Source organism: Mycobacterium sp. E787 (genome assembly GCF_001668725.1).
GTDB lineage: Bacteria > Actinomycetota > Actinomycetes > Mycobacteriales > Mycobacteriaceae > Mycobacterium.
Genome location: NZ_LZKL01000068.1, coordinates 1 through 1,210, shown reverse-complemented (window position 1 = coordinate 1,210; position 1,210 = coordinate 1). Strand labels below are relative to the sequence as shown.

At 62.3% G+C, this 1,210-nt stretch carries 1 protein-coding gene; it reads right to left on the bottom strand.

All coding sequences use genetic code 11. The features are described 5' to 3' along the window. Positions 1 to 27: 27 nt before the first annotated feature. The coding region (locus A5705_RS15005; RefSeq protein WP_197521280.1) for an IS30 family transposase at positions 28 to 1,210 on the bottom strand (1,183 nt) is incomplete at its 5' end.

Below are 1,210 nucleotides of genomic sequence, written 5' to 3'. Positions count from 1 at the left end.
CCCGTTGTCAAGTGGTTAGTGCAACATTTAGGCGGCTTGGCTAATTAGGTTGGCGAGGCGTTGGGCGGGTGTGTCGAGGTTCAGGGTCGGCCGGGGCCGGCTGTTGAGCTTGTCTTGGATGTGTTTGAGATCGGCTTTGGTGTGGCCGCTGAGGTCGGTGCCCTTTTCGAACCAGAATCGCAAGAGCCGGTTGGTGTTTTCGTTGGTGCCGCGCTGCCATGGGGAATGCGGGTCGCAGAAGAATACCGGTAAGCCCAGCTGCAGCTGGATGTGCTCCCAGTTGGCCATTTCGCTGCCCCGGTCCCAGGTCAGCGACCGCCGTAGGTGCTCGGGCAGCTCGCTCATCGCCTCGATCATCGCGGCCGCCACCGTCTGGGCGGTGTGATCGCTGGGCAGGTGCAGCAAGATGGTGAACCGGGTGGCCCGCTCCACGAGGGTGCCGATAGCGCTGCCATGGCCGGCGCCCAGGATCAAATCGCCTTCCCAGTGCCCCGGTACGGCACGATCCTCGACCTCGGCGGGCCGGTCGCTAATGGTGAATACCTCACCCGGGGCATATACCCCGGTGCGCCCGGGATGGCCACGAGTCTTGCGCGCTGAGCGCTTCGTCGATAGGTATTTGTGCAAATCAGCGCGCAGACTGCCACGAGTTTGGACATACAGGCACTGGTAGATGGTTTCGTGGCTCACCCTCATCAGCTTGTCAGCGAGGTAATCGCGGGCCAACACATCAGCGATGAGCTTGGGGCTCCACCCATCGCCCATCCACGCCTCGATGCTCCCGCACAGCGGATGATCGACGAGCTTAAATGCCTTGGGCCGACGCGCTTTGCGCGTCGCGCGGGCATGAGCCATGCCGGCGTGGTAATCCCCGTCGGCATTACAGTTGCGTTTGATCTCACGCCATATTGTTGTCCGGTCCCGTTCGAGCAGTTCACCGATATCAGCCGGGCTCAGACCAGCGTCGCGGCCGCGCATGATCTCGATGCGTTCTTCAAAACTGAGCCGATGGCCCCGCCCGCCCGGCCTGGATAAATCTCCCGGGTCGGCTAAACCATGATCACCTGTGCCTTTAAGTAGCTCCATCGCACCAGCGTCGCGCCACCAAACCCACCCAGTACTGCGCGACACACCCAACTCCGACGACGCCCGCGTTACGGCCGCGCCCTGACAGACCAGATCGAAAAGCTGACGTTTGACCGACCTCGCA